21 protein-coding genes are annotated in these 23636 nt (G+C 53.8%); 16 read left to right on the top strand and 5 right to left on the bottom strand.

What is annotated here, in order from left to right:
- Positions 1–228 precede the first annotated feature (228 nt).
- From FC43_RS00005 to FC43_RS00015, 3 genes are all read left to right on the top strand, one after another.
- The gene (locus FC43_RS00005) at positions 229–1113 is read left to right on the top strand and encodes a proline iminopeptidase-family hydrolase (protein ID WP_056953143.1); all 885 of its coding nucleotides are present in this window, start codon (positions 229–231) and stop codon (positions 1111–1113) included.
- A gap of 121 nt (positions 1114–1234) precedes the next feature.
- Positions 1235–2602 (top strand): glutamate--cysteine ligase, encoded by a 1368-nt coding sequence (locus FC43_RS00010; protein ID WP_056953146.1) that lies wholly within the window; start codon positions 1235–1237, stop codon positions 2600–2602.
- Between the two features lie 378 nt (positions 2603–2980).
- Positions 2981–4105: a 5-methyltetrahydropteroyltriglutamate--homocysteine S-methyltransferase gene (locus FC43_RS00015; RefSeq protein ID WP_056953158.1), complete on the top strand. Its 1125-nt coding sequence runs from the start codon at positions 2981–2983 to the stop codon at positions 4103–4105.
- Between the two features lie 64 nt (positions 4106–4169).
- Here the strand turns inward: FC43_RS00015 and FC43_RS00020 are convergent, their stop codons facing one another.
- From FC43_RS00020 to FC43_RS00040, 5 genes are all read right to left on the bottom strand, one after another.
- Positions 4170–4904, bottom strand: a complete 735-nt coding sequence (locus FC43_RS00020) for a gamma-glutamyl-gamma-aminobutyrate hydrolase family protein (protein ID WP_056953238.1) — start codon at positions 4902–4904, stop codon at positions 4170–4172.
- A gap of 145 nt (positions 4905–5049) precedes the next feature.
- Positions 5050–6390 (bottom strand): C1 family peptidase, encoded by a 1341-nt coding sequence (locus FC43_RS00025; protein WP_056953171.1) that lies wholly within the window; start codon positions 6388–6390, stop codon positions 5050–5052.
- 69 nt (positions 6391–6459) lie between these two features.
- Positions 6460–7071, bottom strand: coding sequence for a sugar O-acetyltransferase (locus FC43_RS00030; RefSeq protein ID WP_056953188.1), 612 nt, complete (start codon positions 7069–7071; stop codon positions 6460–6462).
- Between the two features lie 103 nt (positions 7072–7174).
- Positions 7175–7858, bottom strand: a complete 684-nt coding sequence (rpiA, locus tag FC43_RS00035) for a ribose-5-phosphate isomerase RpiA (RefSeq protein ID WP_056953205.1) — start codon at positions 7856–7858, stop codon at positions 7175–7177.
- 18 nt (positions 7859–7876) lie between these two features.
- The gene (locus tag FC43_RS00040; RefSeq protein ID WP_056953207.1) at positions 7877–8197 is read right to left on the bottom strand and encodes a GNAT family N-acetyltransferase; all 321 of its coding nucleotides are present in this window, start codon (positions 8195–8197) and stop codon (positions 7877–7879) included.
- 253 nt (positions 8198–8450) lie between these two features.
- On the opposite strand from FC43_RS00040, the gene FC43_RS00045 reads away from it, so the two are divergent.
- From FC43_RS00045 to rlmB, 13 genes are all read left to right on the top strand, one after another.
- Complete coding sequence (locus FC43_RS00045) at positions 8451–8990, top strand: dCTP deaminase/dUTPase family protein (RefSeq protein WP_056953209.1); 540 nt, start codon at positions 8451–8453, stop codon at positions 8988–8990.
- Between the two features lie 22 nt (positions 8991–9012).
- Entirely contained in the window at positions 9013–10389 is a 1377-nt protein-coding gene (gene radA, locus FC43_RS00050; protein ID WP_019206955.1) for a DNA repair protein RadA, read from the top strand.
- A 35-nt stretch (positions 10390–10424) separates the two neighbouring features.
- Positions 10425–11549, top strand: a complete 1125-nt coding sequence (locus tag FC43_RS00055; RefSeq protein ID WP_056953211.1) for a PIN/TRAM domain-containing protein — start codon at positions 10425–10427, stop codon at positions 11547–11549.
- Positions 11550–11931: 382 nt separating this feature from the next.
- Positions 11932–13266, top strand: coding sequence for an MFS transporter (locus tag FC43_RS00060; protein ID WP_082611408.1), 1335 nt, complete (start codon positions 11932–11934; stop codon positions 13264–13266).
- 27 nt (positions 13267–13293) lie between these two features.
- The gene (locus FC43_RS00065; protein ID WP_056953213.1) at positions 13294–14802 is read left to right on the top strand and encodes a 2-isopropylmalate synthase; all 1509 of its coding nucleotides are present in this window, start codon (positions 13294–13296) and stop codon (positions 14800–14802) included.
- 12 nt (positions 14803–14814) lie between these two features.
- On the top strand, positions 14815–15873 hold the full coding sequence (leuB, locus tag FC43_RS00070; RefSeq protein WP_056953215.1) for a 3-isopropylmalate dehydrogenase: 1059 nt from the start codon (positions 14815–14817) through the stop codon (positions 15871–15873).
- A gap of 11 nt (positions 15874–15884) precedes the next feature.
- Positions 15885–17279 carry a 3-isopropylmalate dehydratase large subunit gene (gene leuC, locus FC43_RS00075; RefSeq protein ID WP_056953217.1) on the top strand — a complete coding sequence of 465 codons (1395 nt, stop codon included), beginning with the start codon at positions 15885–15887 and terminating at the stop codon, positions 17277–17279.
- 5 nt (positions 17280–17284) lie between these two features.
- Complete coding sequence (gene leuD / locus FC43_RS00080) at positions 17285–17872, top strand: 3-isopropylmalate dehydratase small subunit (protein ID WP_056953218.1); 588 nt, start codon at positions 17285–17287, stop codon at positions 17870–17872.
- A 26-nt stretch (positions 17873–17898) separates the two neighbouring features.
- Positions 17899–18672, top strand: a complete 774-nt coding sequence (locus FC43_RS00085; RefSeq protein ID WP_056953219.1) for an L-threonylcarbamoyladenylate synthase — start codon at positions 17899–17901, stop codon at positions 18670–18672.
- A 454-nt stretch (positions 18673–19126) separates the two neighbouring features.
- The gene (locus tag FC43_RS00090; RefSeq protein ID WP_056953220.1) at positions 19127–20440 is read left to right on the top strand and encodes an MFS transporter; all 1314 of its coding nucleotides are present in this window, start codon (positions 19127–19129) and stop codon (positions 20438–20440) included.
- 582 nt (positions 20441–21022) lie between these two features.
- Positions 21023–22429 (top strand): cysteine--tRNA ligase, encoded by a 1407-nt coding sequence (gene cysS / locus FC43_RS00095; RefSeq protein WP_056953221.1) that lies wholly within the window; start codon positions 21023–21025, stop codon positions 22427–22429.
- 1 nt (position 22430) lies between these two features.
- The gene (locus tag FC43_RS00100) at positions 22431–22841 is read left to right on the top strand and encodes a Mini-ribonuclease 3 (RefSeq protein WP_019206965.1); all 411 of its coding nucleotides are present in this window, start codon (positions 22431–22433) and stop codon (positions 22839–22841) included.
- On the top strand, positions 22831–23577 hold the full coding sequence (rlmB, locus tag FC43_RS00105) for a 23S rRNA (guanosine(2251)-2'-O)-methyltransferase RlmB (RefSeq protein ID WP_056953223.1): 747 nt from the start codon (positions 22831–22833) through the stop codon (positions 23575–23577). Before FC43_RS00100 ends, rlmB begins: the two co-directional genes overlap by 11 nt.
- Positions 23578–23636: the final 59 nt, after the last annotated feature.

Consider the following 23636-nt stretch of genomic DNA (forward strand, 5'->3'; position numbering starts at 1 on the left):
ACTCATCAGAAGGGTGTTTGCTCACAAGCCACGTCCTTTAGGGCGTGGTGGTTGACATGAACAAGCTAATAATGTAGTGGTTAAGGCTGAACCATCACAAGCGTTGGTTGATGATCACTTCTTAACCCTCGTGAAGCAGGGTCTGGCTGAAGATCGCGTTGCCTTGACTTTTTTAAAAGCTAAGTAAGCATCCCGTCTTTGGAGCTTAGCAAGTAAGGAAGTGAACCCATGAAAATTGAAGAACGCTACTTGCCCTTTGGGCCACTGACGACCTACGTGCGAATCGTGGGCGAGGACCACGGGCTGGCGCCACTGGTGTTATTACACGGCGGGCCGGGCTCGAGTCACAATTATTTTGAGCTGCTCGATCCCTTAGCGGCCGCCACCAAGCGCCAGTTGATTATGTACGACCAAGTCGGCTGTGGCCAGTCTAGCCTGGTTGACGACTTGCCGGCGGTTTACACGGCCCAGACTTGGCTGGCGGAATTGGCCAACCTGCGCGCCCAGCTGCATTTAGCCAAAATCCACCTGCTGGGCCAATCCTGGGGTGGCATGTTGGCTCTCCTGCACTTACTGCAGCCCACCACGACCGGGGTCCAAAGTGTGATCCTCTCCAGTACCCTGGCTTCGGCGCGGTTGTGGGGGCAAGCCGTCCACGGCCTGGTCAGCCAGCTGCCCCCCGCGCAACAGGCCGCGATCGCCCAGGCGGAGGCCAGCGGCAATTACACCAGTCCAACGTACCAGGCAGCGCTGACGGCCTTTATGGCGGCCCACGCCTTAGAGCCAGTCCACGCGGCGATGCCCGCTCCCTTGCAACGGCCCAAGCGTGGCGGGCAGGTCGCCTACCAGACCGCGTGGGGGCCCAATGAATTTACCCCGACCGGCAACCTGCGTGATTGCGACGTCACCGCCCGCTTGCCCCAGCTTAACCTGCCGGCTCTGGTGATTAATGGCGACCACGATCTGTGTACGGATGCAGTGGCCCAACAATTAGCGACCGGTCTGCCGCAGGCCCGCTGGAAAAAATTTAGCGCCGCGCGCCACATGGTCTTTTACGATCAGCCGGCCCGCTACCAAGCCTGCTTGGTTGACTGGTTGGCGGGACGCCCTTAACAGCCATTTTACCGACCGTCGTTTCCTTTGGGGAAAGGCGGTTTTTTAATTGTCAATTTTGTAAAATTATAATACAATAAGCAAAAAATTAGAAACAACTCATGGGAAGGGGCTGAGCACTATGTTTAGTAAAGTCGGTCAATTAATCTTTGAACAAGGCGCCGTGGCCAAGACCTCGAACTTTAAAATGGGGCTGGAAATTGAAATGCAACGCGTCGATGACACCGGGCAGTTAAGCCAGGAGCCGTACCCGGCCGCGATCGGTGATGAAAAGACCAACCCGTGGATCACCAATGACTACCTCGAGACGATGTCGGAAGTTGTCACCCCGGCGGCCCGCCACTCGTTGGATGCGATGCACTACCTGTACGCAATCAATAACGTCTTACGGTCGGCCTTGGCGCCGGGCGAATTGCTGTGGCCCCTGTCGATGCCGCCGCAGCTACCGGCCGACAAGCGGCAACTGCAGTTTGCCAAGATGGGCCCAGCCAAGGAAGCCTATTTGAAGGAATGGACCAAACGCCACGGCTATTCAGAGGGGACACCGTGTGGGGCCCACATTAACCTCAGTATCAATGACGAGGTGATTGAGTTGGTCCAGCAGGCCCTGGGTGACCATTTTCCTTCCCGGCTGGCGGTCCAAAATTATCTTTACACGGTGGTGGCCCAGGGGTTCATGCGCTACCGGTGGCTAATTACATATCTCTTCGGCGCCAGCCCGCTGGCCGAAGCGAATTACTTTGCGCCAGGTCAGGAACTACCACACCCGATCCGCAGCATCCGTCAAAGCCACTACGGGTTTGGCACCAAGTTCCGCGGCGCCTACACCAGCGTAGCCGATTACGTCGCCCGAATCGAAGCGGGGGTCAAGGAGGGGATTTTGATCTCGGATTATGAATTCCACGGGGCGGTCCGCTTTAAGGGCAATCAAGTCCTGACCCAACTTCCTCAGACCGGGGTCCAATACCTGGAGTTGCGGATGCTGGATTTGGACCCGAGCAGTTCGGTCGGGATTCGCACCGACACCCTGCGTTTTATCCGCCTGTTGGCCAGCTACTTTATCATGACCCCGCCGCTGAAGGGGGATGAAGTCGACCGGGTCTTGGCGGTCGCTGATGCAATGAATGAGGTCGTGGCGACTGAGGAACCAACGGCGCCGACCAAGTACCAGCATAAGGCCCGGGCAATGATGCAAAGCTTGGAGCGCTTTGCCAATCAGCTCCAACTTGGCCCCGAATACCAAGAAATTTTAGAGGACCTGGCCGACCGGGTGGAAAATCCGAAGACGACGCCGAGTGCCAAGCTGCTTAATTACGTCCAGGATGATTCCCTGACTGCCTACGCCCTGCGGCGGGCCAAGCGTTATCAAGCAGCGGCCCAGACCGCGATTCGCCAGTTCCCGGGTTTTGATGACGACCACCCGATGACGGCGGCCGAACTGACCCAGGCCCTTTTCCATGGAAATTGGGAACCAGATTTGGATCACTGAGCACGGGCCGAAAAATTTGCCCCGAGGGGTTGACGGGTCTTACTGATCGTTATAGTATAATGGCAATTAAATTAAAAATCGCTGAGAAGAGATGAGTAGCAGGGGAAGCCCGCTGAGCGAGTCGGGGATGGTGCAAGCCGACCGGGAAGAAGCTGTGAAGATGGTCTCCGAGCGAATCCAGTGGCGAATGATTAGCTGCTGGCGGGGGGCCAACCGATACCACTGGCGCAGGATCCGGTCTAACCGGGCCCTGACGAAGGCGAGCTGGGCAACCAGGTCGCAAACTAGGGTGGTACCCCGTTGATGATTGATTGACGTCCCTAACAGTACAGAGCATGTGCTGTTAGGGCTTTTTTGTTTTCTAAGGAGGAATTTAGCATGAGCACTCAATTACATTACGACATTGTGGGATCCTTTTTACGGCCAGCGGCGTTAAAGCAAGCGCGCGAACAATTTGCGCGAGGAGAATTGGATCAGGCGGGCCTGACCAAGGTGGAAGATGCAGCGATCAAGGACCTAGTCGCGAAAGAAGCGGCCGCTGGATTAAAGGTCGTCACGGACGGCGAATTCCGTCGCAGCTACTGGCACTTGGATACCTTCTGGGGCTTTGGCGGGATCAAGCACACGACCCAGGCGCGGGGCTACCTTTTTCATGATGAAGAAACCCGCAATGACTCCGCGCAGGTAAGTGGGAAGATCGCCTTTACGGGGAGCCACCCGGATTTGACGGCCTTTAAGTACCTCAAGACCTTGACCGATGGCACGGAGTTGATTCCACGCCAATCACTGCCAGCGCCGGCTCAACTTTATGCGGAACTGGTTCGTGGACCTGAGAATGTTGCGGCCTTGCGGAAAGTCTACCCGACCGATGACGCCCTCTTCGCTGATCTGGCTAAGGCTTACCGGGACCTGATTTTGGCCCTGTATGAAGCCGGCTGTCGCGACCTGAAATTGGACGACTGTACTTGGGGGATGGTCGTGGATGATGATTTCTGGTCCTTAATGGCGGGCGCTGGTTTTGATCGCGAGTCATTGCAAGCCATCTACTTGAAGCTCAATAATGCAGCAATCAAGGACTTGCCCGCCGATCTGCGGGTTTCAACCCACGTGTGCCGGGGCAACTATCATTCCACCTGGGCGGCCAAGGGGGGCTATGGACCGGTGGCCGACTATCTGTTGGCTCAAGAGAACGTCGCGGCCTTCTACCTTGAATTTGATGATGATCGCTCCGGGGACTTTGCTCCGTTGGCGAAGGTCCCAGCCGAAAAAGAAGTCGTCTTGGGCTTGGTGACTTCCAAGCGCCCGGCGTTAGAGGAGCCGGAAGTGCTCAAGGCGCGGATCAAAGAAGCCAGTCAATACGTTCCGCTGGCACACTTAGCGTTAAGCACCCAGTGTGGTTTTGCTTCTACGGAAGAAGGTAACCAGCTAACGGAAGTTGAGCAGTGGGCCAAGATTAAATTGGTGATTGACGTGGCCAAGGAAGTTTGGCCGGCGACTAAGTAGTGCGTTCCAACAGAAAAGTCGGTGGCTTGACAAAATTTGCCAAGCCACCGACTTTTTAGGTGCTTTACCGGTTTGCTTGCACGGCCCGGGCCCGGTCGATCAGGTCGGCAAAGAGCCGCTGGGATTCGGGGTAGTGCTTGTACATATTTTCCGGGTGCCACTGGACGGCGAGAATTTGATTCCCGGTGATCGATTCAATCGCTTCGGGCACGCCATCGTCGGCACTGGCGACGACTTTGACGCCCGGGGCGATTTTTTTCAGCCCCTGGTGGTGGCGAGAATTGACGAAGGGGCGGTGGCCCATCAAATCAAAGAGCCGGCTGTCGGGCTCAACGGTGAGGTGGTGGGAAGGGAAGTTGCCCGGCGCATCCTGGGAGTGCTTGATGGTGGCAAGCGGATTTTCACTCAGGTCCTGGTAGAGGGTGCCGCCCAAACCGGCGTTGATCACCTGCATCCCCCGGCAGATCCCAAAGATCGCCTTGCCGGCTTTAACCGCTTGTTTGAGCAGTTCAATTTCAAATTCATCTCGCTTGCGGTAGGTCGGCCCGAGCTTTTGGTGGGGTTCTTCGCCAAAAAAGGTCGGATCGACGTCGGCGCCACCGGCAAAGATCACGCCGTCAAAAAGGTCCAAGTAATCGCCGACCATTTCCGGGGCGACGCTGGGAAAGATTACCGGCGCCCCGCCGGATTTGACGATTGCTTCGATGATCGGCTTGGGCGCAAAGGGCGCCATCCGTTCGTTAATAATTTCGGTTGCTTCGGTGAGGGTATCGGCAGGTACTGCGATTCGTGGCCGCACAACCATCGCCTCCTTAGTTAAAATTGGTTATTTTTAACGAAAATATCATAAATCCCTCATTTTAGCAAGCAGGGTGCTTGTTGCGCCAATCAAAAAACGACCGCGCTTTTTTGCGCAGTCGCTTTAGTAACCCCCAGCTAGTCTGTTAAGCCAACGTCCCCATTGGATCCCATGGCGCTAAGACATGCGGTTCTTGGGCTTGAGCGGCCAGCAGTTCCTCACTCAGGTACTTTTTGTTGATCACGATTTGGTAGCAGTATTGGTCTAGCCAAGCATCGCTCATCACGAAGTAACCCTTGGTCCCGACTTTGTTGCCCCACGAATTTTCAACCTTCCACTTGGTTGGTTGGCCGTCGACCAGGTCCACCCCGGTTAAGACCATCGCGTGGGTCATCATCGATTGGCCGTAGTCGAGCATGTCGGCCTTGCTCATCGTCAGTTCGGTATTGAAGAGTTCTTCGTAGTGGTACGTGTTCAGGTCCATTAAGCCGAGCTTGGTTTCGGAGTACTTGCCAACATCTGAGCCAAACCAGACGCTTTCGCCGCCCTGAAGCTGCTTGATGGCCAGGGCCTTGAATTCATCGACCGGCAGGTTTAGGTGCTTGATCGGCCGGCCGCCCACCACGTTGCCCAGCATCTCAATCGTGTAGGTTTGGTGGTAGGCCTTATCCGCCGTGGGCGCTTGGATGATCGAGACGTATTGATCCAGATCCCAGCCGACGTACTTGGTAAAGAATTCTTGTGGCGTCAGGTTCGCGGCGCGGTAGAATTCCTTGCTCTTTTTGTCGCGGTATTCAAAGTCGAAGCTTTGGACCGGTTCGCCAAAGGCCAGGGCCAGCATCCGGTAGACCCGGTTGAGCATTTTCTGGCGGGTTTGGTTGATCCGTTCGTCTTCAACCCCGTAGTTGTTAACCAATTGACGCAGGATTACGGCGTCGTGGCGGAGCTGGTGGTTCAAGACTTCGTTGATTTCGCGCGACTTGGACGAGTTGTAGGTTTCGGGCATTGCGCTTTGCGGTACGACTCCGTACTTTTCAATCAGTGCGACCATCATGTCCCATTGACCCCCGTCTTGTTGCGGGGTTGCCATCAGCCAAGCGACTTTACGGTCGTCGTGGGGCAGTTCAGCCGTGTTGATCACGTTTTCGTAGAAGTAGTTGGCCTTTTCAAATTTGTCCCAGAAGAACTGGTAGGATTGGGATAATTCGAAGTTGTCCGGCAGGTTGAACTTCGCCTGCATGTCGTGGCGCATCGTGTTTAAGGCCGCAAACATCCAGCACCGGCCGGATTGCTTTTGGTCACTGACGTCGCCGGTGGCCAGATCAATTGAAAAGTGGGGATCATTGGCGGCTTGGGCGTGCCAATCAAAGCTGGCATTGCGGACCCCGTTTTTGGTGACCGCCCGTTCCAAGACCCGGTTTTGACTTTGGGCTTGGTAGTCGGCTTGGAAAGCCTTTAATTGGGCGGGCGTAATTGCAAATGACATTCAATCAACTCCCTTAAAATGATTAACTTCTATTATAGGGCGGTCGCCGAAGACCGTCAAAGCAAGTGGTTACCACGGAAAGTTTTGTAAGCGGTCCGCTTCCGTAATCTGGCGCACGACCCGGCCGGGGTTGCCGACGACCAGCGAATTGGCCGGGACATCTTTCGTTACAACCGTCCCGGCCCCAATCACGCTGCCGGCGCCGATGGTGCCGGCGCCTAAGACGGTCACGTTACCGCCGAGCCAGCAGTTGTCTTCAATCGTAATCGGGGCGCCAAATTCGTAATCCAACAGCTGGCCGTCGACTTCGCGCAAATTGCGTTGTTGGTACCTTAAGGGATGCTTGGCGGTCAAGAGGCTGACGTTAGGCCCCAGCATCACGTTGTCGCCGATCGTCACCGGGCAGGTGTCCAGGACAGTCAGGTTAAAGTTGGCGTAAAAATTATCGCCGATGGTGGTGAAGCGCCCGTAGTCAAACTGGATCGGCCCTTGCAGGTAGATGTTTTGCCCGTGAGCGCCCAGTAATTCCGCGAGAATGGCCGCCCGCTGTTCGGTTTGATTATCGTAGGTCAGATTGTAATCGTGACTGAGCCGGTGGCCTTGGCGCGCATAACGGTTTAATTCCGCCGTGGCGGGGGTGTAGGGTTTGCCCTCCAGCATGTTGCGGGTGTTGAGTTCCATTTTCAAGTCCTCCTCAAATCACATTCCCCCTTATTTTACCGGAAGCGCTTACATAAATAAAGTAAAAAAAGCGACGGGGCCTGCCCGCCGCTGGCAACAGCGTCTAGTTCACATCCAGCACTTCTGGGCCGTCTTGGCGGCCGACAATTACTTGGTCGACCCGGTTTAAGAACAGCCCGTGTTCAACCACCCCGACCGTGTGGATCAGGTCTTCGGCCATGGCCTTTGGATCGGCGATTTCGCCCACCTTTAAGTCAATGATGAAGTTCTTTTCGTCAGTCCGGTACTTGGCGCCATCGTCCGTTAACCGCCAGACCGGGTGGTAACCTTGCTTGACAAAGTAGTTAAAGACGTGTTGGGCCCCAAACGGAATGACTTCGACCGGCACGCCGAAGTTCCCGATCCACTTGACCAGCTTGGATTCGTCGACGATCCAAATCCGCTTGGTCGAAGCGTTGTTGACGATCTTTTCCCAGAGCAAGGCGCCCCCGCCCCCCTTGATGCCGTTAAAGTCCGTGTCAATTTCATCGGCCCCGTCGATGCACAGGTCGATGTGGTCGACTTCATCGATGTCTTTGATCGTGATGCCCAGGCTTTGGGCTTGGGCCGTTGTCCGGTTGGAAGTCGTGACCCCGATCACGTTCAGGCCTTCTTCCTGGACCCGCTTGCCTAAAGCATCCACCATGTAGCGCACCGTCGAGCCGGTCCCCAAGCCGACGATCATGCCATCTTCGATAAACTTGACGGCAGCTTGGCCGACCAAAGCTTTTAATTCATTTTGATCCATTCTCATTTCACCTCAAATTTAGTTTTGCTCTTCAAGGGCGAGGAGCCGCCGGTATTCCGGGTGCTTTTGAAAACTCATTTTGGCATACGGGCACATTAATTTAACCGTCAGCCCCGCTTGATCCGCGTAATCGACAAAGGCGGCCATTAGCTTGCCAGCGATCCCTTGGCCGCGGTAGGCCGGATTGACAAAGACCCGCTCTAAGACGACCCGCTTGGCGGCAGCGTCGACAAAGGGGTAATCAATCTGGCCGATTAAGGTGCCATCGGTCTCCGTTGCGACCAATTTTTCTGCGGCAATCGTAATTTCCATTGGCATGTCCCTCCCTGCATGATTCATAAAACGTTTTACGCCATTTATTTTCCGAGTTTCGCCCGGGCTTGTCAAGTTAGTCACCAACCGGGTGCAACCGTTACCATTAGTTTAGGCCTAAGGCGGTGGCCCTGCAAGGGAGATGGAAAATTAATTCCCGCCGCGGGACCTGAGCGGAATTTTAAGAAGTAATTGCATTTGCCGGATTCCATGAAGCTGGCGCAAACGGTATGCTACAATAGAAGCTATCTTTAAAAACTGTAAAGCCGGGGGATTTACCATGAGAAAACGGGGATTTGAAATTGTTTCATTCAAGGCCGACCAGGGCCTCAGCCTGCCACAACGTCAGACCAAGCAGGCGGCAGGGTATGATTTTGCGGCCAGTGAAGATTTTGTGTTGCCTTCGATTTGGAAGCACCACTTTTTGCTGGGATTAAAAATGTTGTTGCACGGCGGCCAATTAAGTGCCGCTGACCTTGCAGCCGCCGATGCGGCCTTAAAGCCGCTCTTGGTGCCAACGGGGATCAAGGCTTACATGCAACCGGATGAAGTCTTGATGCTGTTTAACCGGTCCAGTGGCCCGCTCAAGCGCCGCTTAATCCTGCCTAATGGGGTCGGGATTATTGACGCCGATTACTACAACAACCCGCAAAACGAAGGGGAAATCTTTGTCCAGCTGGTCAACTACGGGCTGGTCGACTACAAGATCAAAAAGGGCGAACGGATTGCCCAGGGGATCTTCACCCCGTACTTGGCGGCTGATGATGAAGCAACGCCCCAAGCCGACCGGACGGGGGGCTTTGGCTCGACGCAAAAGTAACGCTTAGAAAGGAGGCGGCCTTGTGGCAAAAACCAGAACGCACTATGTCTGCCAAAATTGTGGCTATTCTTCGCCGCGCTTTTTAGGGCGCTGCCCGAATTGTGGCAAGTGGAATTCCCTGGTCGAAGAAGTCGAACAAGGCCAGCTGGAAAAGACGGTCCAGCCGACCACGACTTTGACCGGGATCGTGGCCAAACCGCAAAAAATCAAGGAAATCGACACCCAAAAGACCCCGCGGGTCAAGACCCGGCTCAATGAGTTAAACCGGGTCTTAGGGGGCGGGATCGTGCCCGGCTCCTTGGTCTTGATCGGGGGGGATCCGGGGATCGGGAAGTCGACCTTGCTGTTGCAAGTTTCCGGCCAACTGAGCGTGGAGGGCCACTCGGTCCTCTATGTGTCCGGGGAAGAAAGTGCCAACCAAATCAAGATGCGGGCCCAACGGCTGGCCGTGTCGGGGGATAATTTCTACATTTACCCGGAAACCAACATGGACAGCATCCGGGCCACGGTCGACAATCTCCAACCTGAATACGTGATCATCGATTCGGTCCAGACCATGCAGGCGACCGACGTAACGTCAGCGATCGGCAGCGTCGCCCAGATCCGGGCGGTCACGGCCCAGTTGATGCAGATTGCCAAGGGCAAAAACATCACCGTCTTTGTCGTCGGCCACGTCACCAAGGGTGGGGTTTTGGCCGGCCCGAAGATTTTAGAGCACATGGTTGACACCGTCCTCTACTTTGAAGGGGATCTCCACCACACCTACCGGATCCTGCGCTCGGTTAAAAACCGGTTTGGCTCGACCAATGAGTTGGGAATCTTTGAGATGAATACCGAGGGGCTCAAGGAAGTCCCGAATCCCTCAGAGATCTTCTTAGAAGAACGCCTCCAGGATGCGACCGGCTCGGCGGTGGTGGTCTCTTTGGAAGGGACCCGGCCGATCTTGGTCGAAATCCAGGCCCTGATTACGCCGACCGTCTTTGGGAACGCCCAGCGGACGGCCACCGGGCTGAACCGGAACCGGGTCTCTTTGATCATGGCGGTCTTGGAGAAGCGGGCCAACTTGCTCTTACAAAATCAGGACGCCTACCTTAAGGCGGCCGGGGGCGTCAAATTGGATGAACCGGCGATCGATTTGGCGATTGCGATGGCAATTGCCTCATCCTACCGGGACCGGGGCACCCAGCCAACCGATGCCTTTGTCGGCGAAGTCGGTCTGACCGGGGAAATTCGCCGGGTCAACCGGATTGAGCAGCGGGTTGCGGAAGCAGCCAAGCTGGGCTTTAAGCGGATCTTTGTGCCGAAGAATAACTTGCAAGGTTGGCAGGCGCCGACTAACATTGAGGTAGTCGGGGTAACGACCTTGTCGGAGGCCTTAAAGCTGGCCTTAGGGCACTAAGCCCTGACGAATTTTGACGGAAAGGAGGACCGAGAATGAAACGACGGAAAAACTTTGTCCGGGCGCTCTTTATCCTGGTCGGGATGGCAATTGGTTATTACTATCTGCCACCCCTGTGGGTGACGCTGGGGATCAAGCTGCATTCACCGTTGGTAATGATGATCGTGAATGTCGCAATTGGTGCAATTATTTTTGGGTTATTGTCCCTGAGCTTAACCGACTGGGTCCTGCGCGTGGGCAAACGAATTGAACACAACCTGGCCCAAAAGAGCCCCCTGTATTTGATCATGGGGGCGATTACCACCATTTTGGGGCTGATTTTGGCCGCCCTGATTTCCATTCCGCTCTGGCGGTTGCGGATTCCGGTGATCAATAACGTCTTGCCAATCTTATTAATGGTGATCTTTAGCTACTTTGGCTTTTTGCTGGGGACGACGCGCTTGGATGAATGGCGCAAGCTCTTATTTGCCCGGCGGGAAAAGCCCAAGGATGGGGCAATTTTGGCCCGCCAGGATGCGAACTACCACCATTACAAGATCTTGGATACCAACATCTTGATCGACGGGCGGATTTACGACCTGGTTAAGACCGGCTTTTTGGAAGGGACCTTGCTGGTGCCCAACTTTGTCTTGTACGAGTTGCAATACATTGCCGACGCAGGGGAAAGCATTAAGCGGGTCCGTGGTCGGCGCGGTTTGGATATTTTAAATAAGCTCCAGGAAGAACAAATCGTGCCGATTGAAATGTACGAAGGCGACTTCCCGGATATCCAAGAGGTCGATAGCAAATTGATTGCCTTGGCCAAGAAGGTCGATGGGGTGATCGTAACCAACGACTGGAATTTGAATAAGGTAATTCAATTCCAAAACGTCCAGGTTTTAAACATTAACAACCTGGCCAAGTCCTTAAAGCCCCGGGTCGTGCCGGGGGAAAAACTGCGGGTGACGGTCGTCAAAAAGGGGACCGAACGCCAGCAGGGGGTTGCCTACTTAGACGACGGGACGATGGTCGTCGTCGAAGATGGGCGCTTCTTTATGAACCAAGAGATTGCTGTCGAGGTAACGTCAGCCTTGCAGACGGATGCCGGGCGGATGATCTTTGCCCGCTTGCCGCACCAGGGAATTAGTGAGCAAGCCCCGCACAAAAACACTAAGCATTAATGGCAACCGGCCAGCCCCGCGCGAATGAAGCGCCGCGGGGCTGGTTTTTTGCTTTGCTCAGGGATTTCCCTGAGAAATCGTTTTTATGCTCGCAAATGAACAAAAAGATTAAAAACCCTTGAATATTATTAGAAAAGGATTATAATCAAGAGCAATTAATTAATGAAAGGAGTTCTCAAGATGCATAAGCAAACTATCCAATCGTACACGATCTCGCCCGCTTGCTTATTAGCCCTATTATTGCCTTAGAGGACTCACCATTTATTTAGGTAAGTCCTTTTCGTGCATGAAATAGGGCGAACCTAATCATCTCCTAGCTGATTAAAAGGTGCCCTATTTCAAGTAGAAATAGCGCACCTTTTTGATTTAGGAGGGATTTCAAATGCAAGCAATGATGGAAGAAGCGCCCGGCAATATTCGGCGCCAACAAGAACTAACGACCCGGATCAATCAGATCCGAGTTACCCCGACCTTTTGGCGGGTCTTTGCCCTCGTGGCAGCGGGGATGTTTATGGATGCAATCGACGTGTACTTGGCCAGTGGGGTCAGTTCCTACCTGCTGGCCACCAAATGGGCGACGGTGACCCAAAATTCAGTCTTCTTGTCAGTGGGCTTTATGGGATTATTTATTGGCTCGATTACCGCCGGGTTGGTCGGTGATTACTTTGGCCGGCGGCGGGCCTATCAATTGAACCTATTGATTTTTGGCTTCTTTACTTTGCTTGGGGCAGCCGCCCCCAACATGCCGGTCTTGATTGGCTGCCGCTTGATCGCCGCAATTGGGCTGGGGACCGAGATCGTCACCGGCTACGCGATGATCAATGAGTTTGCCCCGATCAGCCAACGGGGGCGGTGGTGTGCAGCCACATCGCTGATTGCCAACTGTGGCGCCCCAATTACGATGCTGTTGTGTACCTTGATCATTCCGCGTTTTTCTTGGAGGGCCATGTTTGTCATTGCTGGGAGTTTAGCCTTGATCCTCTGGTATTTCCGGCGTAACTTGCCGGAATCGCCCCGCTGGGACATTAATCATCAACGTTATCGCCAGGCGGAAGCGACGATTGCCCAGCTGGAAAAGGAAATGGCCGCCCGTCACCTGGCGCCCGCTGAGCTGGAAGAAAATGCAGCCACGAGCTATGACAACGATGCGCATCTGCGGCGGAATTTGCTGGTCGCGATCGTGGCCGTGACGGCGGTGATCGTTTGCCAATATACCTTTACTTCGTGGGTGCCAACCCTGCTGGTCAAAAAGCACTTGGCGGTGGTTTCTTCGCTGGCCTTTTCAACTGTGATGATGCTTGGAGCCCCGGTCGGCGCCTTGATCGGGACGCTGTTGGTCGACCGGGTCGGGCGTAAACCAACGATTGTGACGGCCTTTGGCTTGTCGGCCATCCTGGGCTTGCTGTACCCGGCGCAAACGACCGCCAGCGGGGTTATGCTGGTTGGCTTTGCTTTGACGGCGTGCTTTTACGTTTTGATGGCCGTGGTCGTCGCGGTCTACACTTCGGAACTTTTCTCTACTACATATCGTTTCCGGGGCGCCGGGGTGGCCAATGGGATTTCGAAGTTGGTTACGATTGGGATGCCCTACCTGGTGGCTTGGTTGCTGACCAATGTGGGAGCGAACGTGATCTTTGTTACCATTGCTGGTATTGCAATTTTTGCGGGGTTGGTAGTGCTCTTCTGGGGGCCAGAAACCAACCGCCGAGTAATTTAATGAAATTTATTGAAGGAGGAAAAAACAATGCGAACGATACAATTTTTTGATACTTCACTGCGGGATGGGGAACAAACGCCCGGCGTCAGCTTTAACACGCATGAAAAGGTCCAAATGGCCCGGCAGCTGGAAGCCTGGGGGATTGATACGATTGAAGCCGGTTTTCCGGTTGCTTCCCCCGGGGACTTTGAAGCGGTCGCGGCGATCGCGCGGGCCTGTCAGAGAATGACCGTGGCCGGTTTGGCGCGGTGTAAGAATAAGGATATTGATGCGGCCTACGAAGCCTTAAAGGAGGCCAAGCACCCGCAAATCCACGTTTTCTTAGCGACTAGCCCGGTCCACCGGGAAGCCAAGCTAAAGATGACGCAAGCTGAAGTTTTGGCATCGATTCGCGACCACGTTACTTACGCCAAGCAAAAGTTTGACCTGGTCCAATTCTCACCAGAAGACGCGACCCGGACCGAAACTGATTTCTTATTGCAAGCCGTGCAAACGGCGATTGATGCCGGCGCCACGATTATCAACATTCCCGACACGGTTGGCTATTCCAACCCTAAGGAGTACGGGGCGATTTTTAAGTACCTGATTGAAAATATCCACAGTGAAGTCCCCATTACCTTCTCTTCGCACTGTCACGATGACTTAGGAATGGCAACAGCCAACGCCTTGGCAGCAATTGAAAACGGGGCCAACCGGGTCGAAGGAACGGTAAATGGGATTGGTGAACGGGCAGGGAATACCGCCCTGGAAGAAGTCGCCGTCGCCCTGCGCATTCGGCAAGATTACTACCAGGCTACCAGCCAGATTGACTTAGCCAAGACCAAGCAGACCAGTGATTTAATTGCCCGTTTGTCAGGGATTCCGGTCCCGAAGAACAAGGCCGTCATTGGGGGCAATGCCTTTGCCCACGAAGCTGGGATTCACCAAGATGGGATGTTGAAAAATCCGGCGACCTACGAAATTATTACGCCTCAACTGGTGGGGGTCGAAAAGACCAGCCTGCCGCTGGGGAAGCTGTCGGGACGTCACGCCTTTAGCGACCGGCTGGCTACGTTGGGCTATGAATTTGATCAGGACCTGATTAACGCTCTGTTTAAGAAGTTTAAGGTCTTGGCTGACCAAAAGAAGGTCGTCACGGATCAGGACCTGCAAGCCCTGGTCGCTGATAAATTGCACCGGGCCAGCGATGATTATCACTTGGCCTCCCTGCAAGTCCAATATGTTTCGAATGGCTTCCAAGCGGCGGTGGTCGCTGTAACTGATCAGACCGGTGAGCGCCAGACGGCCTCAGCGATTGGCGCCGGAAGCGTGCAGGCGATCTACAATGCCTTAGACCAGACCTTTGGGCAACACCCAACGTTGAACAGTTACGAAATTGAAGCCATTACCAGCGGGGAAGATGCCCAAGCTGAGGTGCGGGTCAGTCTGCAAGATCCAACGACGGGGAAGCAAACCAATGGGGTCGGGGTCGCCTTTGACGTTTTGCAAGCTTCCGCGAAAGCCTACGTCAATGCCAGTTCCCGCCTCAAAGAGTAAAGGGGAAGACCAATGGAAACAAAAGAACACCAAATTGCCGTGCTTGCCGGTGATTATTCCGGCCCGGAAATGATGAAAGCCGGCCTCGCAGTCTTGGCGGCCGTTAGTGCTGGCACTGATTTTAAGTACCAATTGCATGCGTACCCCTTTGGCGGGCAAGGCATTGATCAAGGAGGTGATCCCTTACCCGCCACCACGTTAGCCGGGTGTCGTCAAGCCGACGCGATCCTCTTGAGCGCGATTGGGGGGCCCCGCTATGATGGGGCGGTGGCCACCCCAGAACAAGGCTTACTGCGGTTGCGCCAAGCGCTGGGGCTGTTTGCTAATTTACGGCCGACCCAGGTGACGCCGGCTTTGGCGCCTCTATCGCCGGTCAAGGAGGTGGCCGACGTGGACTTGGTGATTGTCCGGGAATTAACGGCCGGGATCTACTTTGGCCAGCCCCGCCAGGAAGGAGAACAGCAGGCTTTGGATACGGCGACTTATACGCGCGCGGAAGTAGCGCGGATTCTGCGGGTCGGCTTTGAGCTGGCCTGCCAACGCCGCCACCACGTTACGATCGTTGATAAGGCCAATGTTTTGGCGACGTCGCGCTTATGGCGCCGCGTTGCTGCTGAGCTGGCGCCCCAATACCCGACGGTCAAGGTCGACTACCGGTACGTGGATGCCACGGCAATGCAGTTGATTAACCATCCGCAAGCCTTTGACGTAATCATTACGGCCAACCTCTTTGGCGATATTTTAAGTGATGAAGCGGCGGTGCTGCCGGGGAGCTTAGGGGTGATCCCGTCCGCCAGCCTGGGACTGACGGGACCAAACCTGTACGAACCAATCCATGGGTCGGCACCAGATCTGGTTGGCCAAAATAAAGTCAATCCCCTGTCGATGATTAACAGCGTGGCTTGGATGCTGCGTCAATCCTTTGGGCGGGCGGACTTAGCCGCGCGGATTGACCAGGCTTGCCAAGCAGTGTTGGCGGCGGGAATTTATACGGCCGATCTAGGAGGCACGGCGACAACGACCGAAGTGACCCAGGCAATTGTTGATGCTTTAACGGCGCAAGCTGAGTGAGGAGGAGTATTATGGCAACGACACTGTTTGATAAGGTTTGGGACCGGCACGTGATTACCGGGAAAGCCGGCGAGCCCCAGCTATTATATGTTGATTTGCATTTGATTCACGAAGTTACTTCGCCGCAGCCTTTCGATGGTTTGCGGGAAAGTGGTCGCCAGTTGCGGCGCCCGGATCGGACCTTTGCGACGATTGATCACAACGTCCCCACGGCGCCCCAACCGGTGACGACGATTGCCGACGTGAAAGACCAGATTGCCCGGCGCCAGATTGAAACCCTCCAAAAAAATTGCCGGGACTTTGGGGTGCACTTAGCCGACATTGGCGATGCCGACCAAGGGATCGTTCACGTAATCGGTCCGCACTTAGGCCTGACTCAGCCGGGACGGTTGATTGTCTGTGGGGACTCACACACTTCAACGCACGGGGCCTTAGGGGCGCTGGCCTTTGGGATTGGGACGTCCGAGATTGAACACGTCTTTACCACCCAGACGATTTGGCAGGTCAAACCGAAAAATTTGGGGGTCCACCTCACGGGGCACCTAGCGCCGGGGGTCTTTGCCAAAGACATTGTGATGGCTTTGATTGCGAAGTACGGGACGAACTTTGCCGAAGGCTACGCCCTGGAATTTTATGGGCCGACCATTGCAGACCTCTCCATTGAAAGTCGCCTGACCCTGACTAACATGATCATTGAAGGGGGCGCTAAAATGGCGATGATTCAGCCGGATCAAACCACTTTTGATTATTTACGGGGCCGGCGGTATGCGCCAAAGGACTACGAGCAAGCTGTGGCCGAATGGCAGCAATTTAAGACCGATAGTCCGGCCGCTTTTGACCGGATTATTGAATTGGACGTTTCCAACCTGGCGCCGTATGTGTCCTGGGGGACCAATCCGGCCATGGCCCTGCCTTGTGATGCGACTTTACCAGCAATAGCGGATCAAAATATGGCGCGGGCCTACCAGTACATGGACCTGCAGCCGGGTCAGGCCATTACGACGATCCCCATTAATTGGTTGTTCATTGGTTCATGTACTAATGGGCGGTTGAGCGACTTGCAAGAAGCGGCCAAAATCTTAGCGGGCCACCACCTGGCGCCTGGGGTTCAAGCGTGGGTCGTCCCGGGGTCGCGGGCGGTCCAACGTGCGGCCGAACGGCTAGGTTTGGATCAGATTTTTAAAGCGGCCGGTTGTGAATGGCGTGATCCCGGCTGTTCAGCTTGCTTGGCGATGAATCCCGATAAGGTGCCGGCCGGCAAGCACTGTGCGTCGACGACCAACCGTAATTTTGAGGGGCGCCAAGGACCAGGGGCCCGGACTCACTTGGCCAGCCCGGCCATGGTGGCGGCCGCGGGGATTTACGGGCACTTTGTTGATGTCCGGCAATTTTACGAACAGGAGTGAGAAAAATGGAAAAATTTACCGTTCATCAGGGGACGCCGATGCCGATCATGAATGATGATATTGATACGGATCAATTGTTGCCCAAGCAGTTTTTGAAGCGCCTGACCAAGCGGGGCTATGGGGACGTCTTATTTTATGAATGGCGTTACCAAGCCGATGGGGTGACCCCCCAGGAGAATTTTATTTTGAATGAACCGGCGCGCCAACAAGCCTCAATTTTGATTACTGGGGATAATTTTGGGATTGGGTCGTCGCGCGAGCACGCCGTTTGGGCTTTACGGGATTGGGGCTTTAAGGCCATCATCGCTGGCAGTTTTGGCCCGATCTTGTACATGAATTGTACAAAAAATGGGGTCTTGCCGATTGAATTAGAGCAAGCCGCCCGTGAGACGCTCAGTGAGTTGCCCCCGACGGCGAAGGTCACGATCGACTTAGTCCACCAAACCGTTAAATGTGGGGCGCTGAGCTGGAAGTTTACGATTAATCCCGCTTGGAAAGAAAAATTTTTAAAAGGGGAAGACGACATTGATCAAACGATGAAGTTTGCCGATCAAATTGCCGCCTACGAAGCCCAAATGTCTCCCTACCAATAAAGCAAACGAAGAAAGGATGTTACATAATGACGCAACACGTGCAATGGCAAGGCCAACTAAACCAAACCGCCGTGGCCACTCTCGCCAATCCAGGTAAGATGATTGTTAGCCCGACGAAAGTTGGCTACATTATTATGACGACCGACCGGGCCGGGTTGGAGCGCAAATTTGCCGCGAAGCAACGCAACCGCAATAAGCCGGGGGTAGTACTGTGTGGCAGTTTGGCCCAACTTGATGAATTAGCTGAAATGACGCCTAAGATTCGGGCCCTGTATCAAAAGCACTGGGACCAAGATATTTTACTGGGCTGTATCCTGCCTTGGAAGCCCGAAGCCCGGGCCAAGTACTTGCAAGATGGGCAAGAAGAACTGATGATGGATCGACGGGGAACGTCGTGTTTTGTAATTAAATTTGGGACGCCGAGTGAACAAATTGCGGCGCACTTTTGGGCTGAAAAGCGCCAAATGATCTATGCCTCCAGTGCCAATCCATCCGGTCAAGGGAACCGGGGCAAGGTAGCCGGGATCGGCGAACGAATTGAGCAGGCCGCTGATTTGGTCGTCGAAGCGGATGATTACGTGGCGTCGATCCAACCGGATAAAACGGTGGAAACTCGTTACGAACAAGGGGTGATGGTTTCCATGGTTGATCAAGCTGGTCAACTGGTTAAAGATGGACCAACTGCGCCAACTGATGCGGTGCCGGTCTTGATTCGCAAGGGGTTGGCGGTTGATCGAATTATGCTGAACCTGGCGGATGCGTATGATGTTTGGGAATACCACCACGGGGCGTACTATTAAAGTCGTGGTAAGCTGAAAAGAATGAATTGGGGCTAGCGAGCCGAGAAGGTGCTCGCTAGCCCCATGTTTATCTGCGGTTAATTTACTAGGCTCCGAACCCTCGGCAAGCAGAGCGGCAGCGAGGGAACGGGCCGGTTTTAGTGAACGAAAAGTTGTGCTTGCCAGTTCAGGTAATTCCCCTAAGGTATTTGCTTAAATTAAAATTTGATGAGAGATAATATTGATTGGAAAAAAGATGTGTGCTAATTTTTAAAACATAGAGAGGATTAGAAAAGATTCGCAACTAACCAAGTGCACTTGTCTTATTACATAGGTGATATGGATCGTTGGATTGTCCCCATCACCCCTCCCTTTGATTTTGACGATGATTAATAATTTTTATTAAACCGGTTTGATTTTAATCAAGTCAATTGTGTTTGGGCACTGTCTTCAAAGAAAAGAGGTAATTTTACATATGGAAAATTCAGTCTTAGCCACTCCTAGCCAGGCTAAAGTAGAGCGCGATCCGGTTAAAACCGTGATCTTAGCTTCCATGATTGGGACTGCTATCGAATTTTTTGACTTTTATGCCTACGGGACTGCGTCTGCCGCTTACTTTCCCAAGGTCTTTTTTCCGCAAATGACGCCGTTCCTCGCTACGATCGTTAGTTTGCTGACGTTTGGGGTGGCATTTGTTGCCCGTCCCGTTGGTTCCTTTGTATTTGGTCATTTTGGTGATCGGTTAGGACGGAAGAAAACCTTGGTGCTATCCTTGTTGGTGATGGGAGTAGCCACCGTTACAATTGGGTTTATTCCTGGTTATGCCACTGTAGGGGTTGGGGGGGCCTTGCTCTTATGTATTTGCCGTTTTGTCCAAGGGGTCGGACTTGGCGGTGAGTGGTCGGGGGCCGTTTTAGTCGCGACTGAAAATGCGCCCAAAAATCGGCGGGCCTTATACGGCGCCTTCCCCGAAGTGGGAGCCCCAATCGGTTTCTTCTTGTGCAATAGTTTATTTTACTTACTAGAGAACTGGTTAACACCAGCTCAAATGACCGCTTGGGGCTGGCGCGTTCCTTTCTGGGCTTCATCCGTGCTGGTGGTAATCGGCTTATATGTCCGGCGCCGGCTGCAAGAAACGCCCCTCTTTAAAATGGCCCTGGAAAGCAAGCGGGTAACTAAGGCGCCCTTAAAAGTTGTCTTCAAATCCAATTGGCGAGAAATTTTGAAGGGAACCTTCATTACGGCGGCTTGCTACGCCCTGTTTTGTATCCTGACAACTTGGACGATTGCTTATGCCACGACCGCGCTTGGGTTTAGCCATGCCGAAGTATTACTGTTTCTCGTGGGAGCGATCGTTGAATTTGCCGTTTTGATTCTCTTAACTTCCGTTTTAGCTGATCGGGTGGGCCGCAAAAAAGTCCTCTTGACGGCTTCCATCGCCTTAGCTGTTTTTGCCTTGGGCTTTCCGTATTTGATCCAAGGCCAGCATAATGTTGTGGGGATGCTTATTTACCTATGTTTAGGTTTTATCATCATGGGTTCCCTGTATGGTCCCGTTGGGGCCGTTTTGCCGGAACTGTTCCCGACGAAAGTCCGCTACTCTGGTGCGGGGATTGCCTATAGTCTTGCGGCCGTTGTGGGGGCCTCCATTGCCCCTTCGATGACGACCTGGTTGATCAGCCGCTACGGCTTGCCGGCCGCGGGGTATTACATGTTTGCTTTAGCCATTTTGTCAGTACTGGCTTGGTTGTTAACTAATGAAACGAAAGAAGTCGATTATACCAAATAAAGCCCATTCATCGGCGCGCTGTTTCTGCCTGAGGTAATCCTTAGAAAGTAATACCCCAGAAGCGATTATGGTTTGCAAACTGATTTTGGGACAAGAAGAGGTTTGAGCAATTTTCCCGGCTCAAGCCTTTTCTTATTTGATTGGAACAAAAAAGCTGGCCGTCAGGGGAGACGACCAGCTGGAGTACTACGAATATCTTGGGGGAGATTTCGTAAATAATCTATTTTTCGGTTACTATTTGGGAGGAGTAATTGAAAAATAATAGGTTTCGGTTAATCATGGTAAGGTAATTCCTTACCACGTCTCTTATATTAACAGGCGGATTTGAAGAAAATATGACGAAAGCCTAAAAATCCACCAAAGTCGCCAAACGTTGATCTAATAGGGTTTTGCGTATGACGCCCGTTTGTCATATTGGTCGGTGAGGTAGGATAACAGCGGAAAAGTCAAGCGACAAAAGGATTTTCGTGTCGCAAGAACAACGGGGCGGAAACTGGCGTTGTCCCCGGGAATCTCACCAGTCGCCACCGAAGATGTGGTAAGATTGAGATACTGATTTTGCGCGAAAGGAAGGAATGGACGATGCTAAAAATTTACAACACCTTGACCCGCCAAAAAGAAGAATTTACGCCCCTGACCCCCGGGGTCGTGAATATGTACGTGTGTGGGCCAACGGTGTACAACTACATTCACATCGGCAACGCCCGGAGCGTGGTGGCCTTTGATACGGTGCGGCGCTACTTGGAGTTTAAGGGTTATCAGGTTAATTACGTCTCCAACTTTACCGACGTCGATGACAAAATGATCAAAGCCGCGGCGGAACAGGGGATTACCGTCCCAGAATTAGCCGAAAAATACATTGCGGCCTTTATGGCGGACACGACGGCCCTCAACGTGGAGCCGGCCACCTTGCACCCGCGGGCAACGGAAAATATTGCGAGAATTATTGAAGTGATTGAAGCCTTGATTAAGCGGGGCTACGCGTATGAAGCCGCCGGTGACGTTTACTACCGGGCCCGCAAGTTTGCCCACTACGGCGCCCTTTCCGGGCAATCGTTGGACGCGTTGGAAGTCGGAGCCAGTGAGCACGTCAGCCAAGATGAAGTGGATAAAAAAGAAGATCCGCTCGACTTTGCCCTCTGGAAAGCGGCCAAACCAGGGGAAATCAAGTGGGATTCCCCGTGGGGCGCGGGGCGGCCTGGCTGGCACATCGAATGTTCGGTGATGTCAACCAAGTACTTGGCGAAGACGATTGACATCCACGCCGGGGGACAGGATCTGGCTTTTCCACACCACGAAAATGAAATTGCTCAGATTGAGCCGGTCACGGGCCAGCCCTTCGTGCGCTACTGGATGCACAATGGCTTCGTCACGATTGGCAAGGACAACGAAAAGATGAGTAAGTCCTTGCACAACTTCGTGACGGTTCACGATTTACTGCAAACCGTTGATCCGCAAGTCCTGCGCTTCTTTATGGCTACGACCCAGTACCGGCGGCCAATTCAATACAGCGAAGAAAAGCTCCAGGATGCGGCTAATAACCTCCACCACTTGCAAAATACCTTTGGCAATTTGGCTTACCGCCTAAAGGACGCCCAAGCCGGTGAAGACGCAGGGGTGGCGGCCAAGACTGCTGAATTTAAAGCGGCCTTTACCGCAGCGATGGACGATGACATCAACGTTCAAAATGGGATCGCGGTCGTTTACGAATTAGCCAAGTACGCTAACGTCTACGCCCAACAGCCAACGGTCGTTAAGGGCGCGGTGGAAAGCTTGCAGACCCTCTTGCAAGACTTAGTGGCGGTCTTTGGGATCAAACTGGCCGTGGCTACGATTGCCGATGAAGAAATTGAAGCGTTGATTGAAAAGCGCAACCAGGCCCGCCAAGCCAAGGATTTTGCTCTCAGTGACCAAATCCGCGATGACTTAAAGGCCCAGGGGATCATCTTAGAAGATACCCCGCAGGGAACGCGTTACAGAAAGGAATAAGATGACAGCCGATTACCGACAACTCAACGGGATTGCCCTGGCTTATTTGGGCGATGCCGTTTACGAAGTATATATTCGCGAGCACCTCTTGGCCAAGGGAATGGCCAAGCCCAACCGCTTGCAGCACGTGGCGACCAACTATGTTTCGGCCAAGGCACAAGCGGCCCTGATCGAAAAGATGCAAACGGAAGAACTGTTAACAGAAGAAGAATGGGCGTACTTCAAGCGCGGCCGTAACGCCAACAGCTACACCCACGCCAAGAACACCAACGTCTTGACCTACCGGATGTCGACGGGCTTTGAAGCCTTGATCGGCTACTTGCGCTTAGCGGGGCAAGAGGACCGGTTGCAAACGATTATCCAGTGGTGTATTGCCCACGTGGAAAAGGGGGATTTGATTCGTGCCAAGTGAAACACCAGAATTCATCATCGGCCGGCACCCGGCCGTGGCCGCGCTAAAGGCAGACCAAGAAATCAACAAGGTCTTTATTCAAAAGGACCTCCATGCCGATGCCATCGCGACGATTATCAAGTTGGCCAAGGAACGCCACTTGGTGATCTCGACGGTGCCGAAAAATAAGCTCGATCAAATGACCAACAATGCCAACCACCAAGGGGTTGCCTTGGCGGTGGCGGCCTACCGCTATGCCACCGTAGATGACTTATTCGACCGGGCGGCGGCTAAGGATGAGGCGCCCTTCTTCTTGGTTTTGGATGAACTGGCCGATCCGCACAATCTCGGGTCGATCCTGCGGACGGCGGATGCGGCCGGCGTCCACGGGGTAATTATTCCTAAGCGGCGGGCGGTCGGGTTAACCAGTGTCGTGGCTAAGACCTCGACCGGGGCGATTGAACACGTCCCGGTCGCCCGGGTCACCAACTTGGTCCAAACCGCCAAGGAGCTCCAGGACCGGGGCTTATGGCTCTTTGGTACCGATATGCAAGGGACCGACTACCGCCGCTGGGATGCACGTGGGCCGGTCGCCTTAGTGATCGGTAACGAAGGCAAGGGGATTTCCGCCTTGCTCAAGAAGACCTGTGATGAGATGCTGACGATCCCGATGATCGGGCACGTCCAAAGCTTGAATGCCAGTGTGGCAGCCAGCCTCTTGATTTACCAAGGTTATAACTCCCGTCACCCCCTGTAAGCATTACCAACTGCGTTGCCGGCTGCAGTCGGGGCGCAGTTTTTTGATTGGTTAAGTGA

The sequence above is a fragment of the Limosilactobacillus ingluviei DSM 15946 genome (assembly GCF_001435775.1).
GTDB classification, from domain to species: domain Bacteria; phylum Bacillota; class Bacilli; order Lactobacillales; family Lactobacillaceae; genus Limosilactobacillus; species Limosilactobacillus ingluviei.

Bases quoted from the DNA above. Each gene is read 5' to 3' on its own strand.
- cysS (WP_056953221.1), top strand. From the start codon at position 21,023: ATGCTAAAAATTTACAACACCTTGACCCGCCAAAAAGAAGAATTTACG.
- FC43_RS00065 (WP_056953213.1), top strand. From the start codon at position 13,294: ATGCGAACGATACAATTTTTTGATACTTCACTGCGGGATGGGGAACAA.
- FC43_RS00055 (WP_056953211.1), top strand. From the start codon at position 10,425: ATGAAACGACGGAAAAACTTTGTCCGGGCGCTCTTTATCCTGGTCGGG.
- FC43_RS00100 (WP_019206965.1), top strand. From the start codon at position 22,431: ATGACAGCCGATTACCGACAACTCAACGGGATTGCCCTGGCTTATTTG.
- FC43_RS00005 (WP_056953143.1), top strand. From the start codon at position 229: ATGAAAATTGAAGAACGCTACTTGCCCTTTGGGCCACTGACGACCTAC.
- rpiA (WP_056953205.1), bottom strand. From the start codon at position 7,858: ATGGATCAAAATGAATTAAAAGCTTTGGTCGGCCAAGCTGCCGTCAAG.
- leuB (WP_056953215.1), top strand. From the start codon at position 14,815: ATGGAAACAAAAGAACACCAAATTGCCGTGCTTGCCGGTGATTATTCC.
- FC43_RS00010 (WP_056953146.1), top strand. From the start codon at position 1,235: ATGTTTAGTAAAGTCGGTCAATTAATCTTTGAACAAGGCGCCGTGGCC.
- FC43_RS00015 (WP_056953158.1), top strand. From the start codon at position 2,981: ATGAGCACTCAATTACATTACGACATTGTGGGATCCTTTTTACGGCCA.
- FC43_RS00030 (WP_056953188.1), bottom strand. From the start codon at position 7,071: ATGGAACTCAACACCCGCAACATGCTGGAGGGCAAACCCTACACCCCC.
- leuD (WP_056953218.1), top strand. From the start codon at position 17,285: ATGGAAAAATTTACCGTTCATCAGGGGACGCCGATGCCGATCATGAAT.
- FC43_RS00025 (WP_056953171.1), bottom strand. From the start codon at position 6,390: ATGTCATTTGCAATTACGCCCGCCCAATTAAAGGCTTTCCAAGCCGAC.
- FC43_RS00090 (WP_056953220.1), top strand. From the start codon at position 19,127: ATGGAAAATTCAGTCTTAGCCACTCCTAGCCAGGCTAAAGTAGAGCGC.
- FC43_RS00060 (WP_082611408.1), top strand. From the start codon at position 11,932: ATGCAAGCAATGATGGAAGAAGCGCCCGGCAATATTCGGCGCCAACAA.
- FC43_RS00085 (WP_056953219.1), top strand. From the start codon at position 17,899: ATGACGCAACACGTGCAATGGCAAGGCCAACTAAACCAAACCGCCGTG.
- leuC (WP_056953217.1), top strand. From the start codon at position 15,885: ATGGCAACGACACTGTTTGATAAGGTTTGGGACCGGCACGTGATTACC.
- FC43_RS00045 (WP_056953209.1), top strand. From the start codon at position 8,451: ATGAGAAAACGGGGATTTGAAATTGTTTCATTCAAGGCCGACCAGGGC.
- FC43_RS00040 (WP_056953207.1), bottom strand. From the start codon at position 8,197: ATGAATCATGCAGGGAGGGACATGCCAATGGAAATTACGATTGCCGCA.